Source organism: Desulfosporosinus sp. Tol-M2 (assembly GCF_059735615.1).
This window is the reverse complement of the sequence record NZ_JCAIJG010000138.1, coordinates 1-3,974: the sequence shown is the minus strand read 5'-3', so window position 1 is coordinate 3,974 and position 3,974 is coordinate 1. Positions and strand designations below refer to the sequence as shown.

At 45.4% G+C, this 3,974-nt stretch carries 4 protein-coding genes; all 4 read left to right on the top strand.

All coding sequences use genetic code 11. From position 1 onward, the window contains the following. A partial coding sequence (locus tag AC6I5A_RS11125) for a DUF5317 family protein (protein ID WP_052168040.1) occupies positions 1-473 on the top strand: 473 nt, incomplete at its 5' end. Positions 474-803: 330 nt separating this feature from the next. Continuing rightward, entirely contained in the window at positions 804-1,259 is a 456-nt protein-coding gene (locus AC6I5A_RS11120) for a MarR family transcriptional regulator (RefSeq protein WP_052168039.1), read from the top strand. 12 nt (positions 1,260-1,271) lie between these two features. Continuing rightward, positions 1,272-2,942 carry a GH3 auxin-responsive promoter family protein gene (locus AC6I5A_RS11115; protein ID WP_034615754.1) on the top strand — a complete coding sequence of 557 codons (1,671 nt, stop codon included), beginning with the start codon at positions 1,272-1,274 and terminating at the stop codon, positions 2,940-2,942. A 15-nt stretch (positions 2,943-2,957) separates the two neighbouring features. Then, positions 2,958-3,974 (top strand): tetracycline resistance MFS efflux pump (locus AC6I5A_RS11110; protein WP_034615751.1); only part of this gene is annotated, 1,017 nt, incomplete at its 3' end.

The window sequence follows — 3,974 nt, the reverse complement described above, 5'->3', positions numbered from 1 at the left end:
GGCTGGTTCCCTTGGCCCTTTTCATCCAGAGCGGCGTTTACTGGGCAGCTGTTCGAGGAATTGGGTTAGGCCCAAGTTGGGTTAGTCCCGTGCTTGATACAGGGTCCTATCTTCTATTGCTCTTTTTCTCATTTTTTAATAGATCACTGCCAGGAATGCGTTGGGTTTCCTTGGGAATTTTGCTGAATACCCTGGTCATTGGGTTGAACGGAGGAGTAATGCCGGTCGATCCGACTTTTCTTCCTGAGGCCAGTCGTAACGCGTTACTGGAGGGGCAGGGAACTCACGGGTTAATGACTTCATCGACTCATCTGAGCTTCTTAGCGGATCGGTTTTACCTGGATCTGTTGGGATTGGGAAAACAAGTGTTCAGCGTAGGGGATGGTATTCTTGATATTGGCTCTTTTATTCTGGTTTTCACGAACATGAGGAAAAGCGGGCTATTGGAAGAACCGCAGGGTGTGACTCAATAGCTGAAAATGAATGAGGACTAAGTCTTATTTAACTTCAGTCCCCATTCATTTTTTGTCCGGGCATCATAAAATAACTTGTAGTTTGAGTTCATAAGAAGACAAGGGGATCGTCCAGTTGTATTAGCCTACAGGCGCTGGCGGTCCCCTCTTGCACGGAACATCCTTGTTCGAGCCATAGAATACTAATTGACATAAACTATTTATGGGGATTATAATAAACTTAGTGTAGGACTGCTGCGATACATCTGTTCATGCAATTTTTTACAACTTTCAATTTGTAAGTATGTAGGGGATACTAATGAGAACGATAACATTAGGAGTGATATACCTGTGACCAAGGATAAAGATGTTGCTCTCATGGAAGAGACAGACCGGTTATTTAGAGCAGTCTGGAAAAAGTACCAAAGCTTTCTGATGCCTGAAGATAGTGACTTATCTATGCATCAGATGATGTTTTTGAAGTATCTGGAACGCTGCGTTACTTGTAGGCCGTCTGATATTGCCCAACAGTTAGGGATTACGTTGGGGGCAGTGACTGGATTTGTGGATCGTCTGCATAGGTTAGGACTGATCACGCGAACGCGGAGCGAGGAAGATCGCCGAGTGGTTATTATTCAACTTTCACCTAAAGGAATTGAACCATTAATTGCCTTTGAAGAGGAAAGAAAAACAAAGTTTGCACGCATATTTCAGAAGCTGGATCTTCCTCAAGTCGCGGAATTGAATAAGGTCCTGGAACATCTGGACGTTGTGCTGGACGATTTAGCAAAGACAGATAAGGAGTGATAGAGCATAAATATGCTGGAGTGGGCGATAAATCAATGCTATGCTCTGGGTGCCGATTTCATTTATAAGAAATTTATTAAAGACACAGTTCAAGCAGGGGACGTTAACCGGGCTGTTTTAGCTGAAATTCTACAAAGTAATTCAGAGACAGTTTATGGTTCCTTATATCAGTTTGACGGCATACAAAGTTCAGCGGATTATAAACGCGTTGTTCCGTTAACAAGCTATTCCGATTATGAAAACTACGTCGAGAAAATTGCCGCAGGCCATGAAAACGTACTGACTTCTGATGAGGTTCAGTATTTTGGCTTAAGTTCAGGTACAACGGGGAAACAAAAGCGTATTCCCATCACGGCTAAAACCAGGAAGATTGTGAACATGAGCATGATGTTTCTTCAACATGGAGCACTTTCCCAAGCTCTCCCGGCCGCAAGGACGGGCGGCAAGGGGTTGCTTCTTATGAATATGCTGCAATCAGAGAATACTCCAGTGGGAATCCCTACCGGATCCGGGACCTCCGGTGGGGTACAGTCAATGAAAAAGATGCTCCGCTACTTTTGGACATCTCCACTTGAAATCCTGGCCCTCAAAGATCAGCAAGTGACCAATTATTTGCATTTATTGTTTGCGCTGAAAGAGCGGAGCCTGGGGTATATGATGTCTCCTTTTCCCTCCGGAATCGTACAACTTTTTGGAGTGCTGGAAAAACAATGGCCGGAGATACTTGAGGATCTTGCCAAAGGAACTATCTCACCCCACTTAACCTTGGATTCAGAAGTAAGGGACCTGTTAACAGAGCGCTTAAAGCCTGATCCACTCCGGGCAGGGGATTTGGAGCGAGAATTTAGGAAAGGCATGCAAGGGATTGCGTCAAGGGTGTGGCCGAAGATGACTTATGTCTCTTGCGTGGTGGGCGGAAGTTTTGCTATCTACCTTGACAGACTACGCTTTTATATTGGAGATTTACCCGTTTTTTCGGCGATCTATGGGGCGACAGAGGCCTTAATTGGAATAACTACTAAAGTAAACGATACCAGTTATGTCGTTACCCCTCGGTCAGCTTATTATGAATTTATCCCTCTTCAGGAATCCGTTGATCCCAATCCAACGACGTTTGATCTGGATGAGTTAAACATCGGAGAGATGTACGAGGTCGTCGTCACGAACTATTCCGGATTTTACCGGTATCGAATGGAAGATGTGATCAAAGTCGTTGGTTATGCTCACCAAAGCCCTGTGATCGAGTTCATGTATCGCAAAGGACAACTCCTAAACGTCGCGGCGGAAAAAACCTCTGAACAGGCTATGCTGTCCGCCCTTGGCGCAACTACTAAGGCTATGGGGGTTATGATAGAGGATTTTACGGTTACCTTAGAGGTTGAGGATGTAGTTGGCAATTATCTCTTCTATATTGAGGTTAAAGAACCGGTAATCACCCCAACTATAGCGTTGGCAATGAAAAATACTTTGGAACAATACCTGGGCGAGGCCAATCCCCGTTATCTTGCCGGGATTAAGGCTAAGCGGATCAAAGAAGTGGATATTCATTTTGTTCGTACCGGAACGTTTCAGGCCCTCAAGCAAGAGCTTATAATACGTGGTGCTTCCCTTAACCAAGTGAAAATCCCTCGCTTTATTCAGGATCCTTCATTAATCCGGTTGTTAGAGAAAAACGCAGTATAGATAGGGGTTTTTAGGATGTCGAAAAGGTTTATGGGACCAATGGTGGTTTTGCTCATCATTCAATTTTTAGTCATGGTGGGGTTTGGCATCGTCATTCCTATTCTCCCGTTTTTTGTGGGGAAGCTGGGCGGAGGAGCATTTGCCTTAGGAATCTTTATGTCCGCCTATTCGATCATGCAGTTCTTTTTTGCACCTATGTGGGGCAAGTTGTCCGATCGTATTGGTCGACGACCGGTTATTCTTATCGGCCTCACGGGGTATGGTCTGACGTTTTTAATGTTTGGCATGGTAAACAACCTATATTTATTGATTGGTATCCGTGCCTTATCCGGAATGGTGTCCTCGGCAACTTTACCGACGTCAATGGCTTATTTAGCGGATATTACCGAAGGTGTTGATCGTTCGAAAGCGATGGGGATGATTGGCGCCGCTATGGGGCTCGGCATGATCTTTGGCCCAGCCATAGGGGGTTGGCTTGGCCACTACGGCTTCTCGTTACCGTTTTTCGTGGCGGGAGGATTAGCCTTACTGCTTTTGCCGTTCACTTTGGCATTCCTACCGGAATCATTGAAGCACAAGACTGAAGTTGTCCGACGCGCAACGCCTTTGCTTACCTTAAAAGTGTTGAAAGATCCTCTGGTTACTCTATTTGCCATTAATTTTGTTTTGAATTTTACGATGTCCATGTTCGAGACCACGTTTGCAATGTTGGCAGCGGCTAAAGTTGGCTTTGGCCCCAGGGACATGGGGATCACCTTTGCCATCTTTGGTATCTTCGCTGTAATTGTTCAGGGCGGACTTATTGGCCCATTGACCAAAAAGTTTGGGGACGCCAAGCTCGTAAAAGCCGGGGCAGTCCTCTGTGCAGTCGGGCTGATTTTAATTATCTTGTCTGCGGATTATGGAAATATCATTTTCCTGGTTATGTCGACGGTTGTTTTCATGGTGGGACATTCATTGATGGTACCGACCAGCTCGAGCCTCGTTACAAAACAAAGCACTAAAGGGCAGGGAGCTTCTCTCGGACTTTTT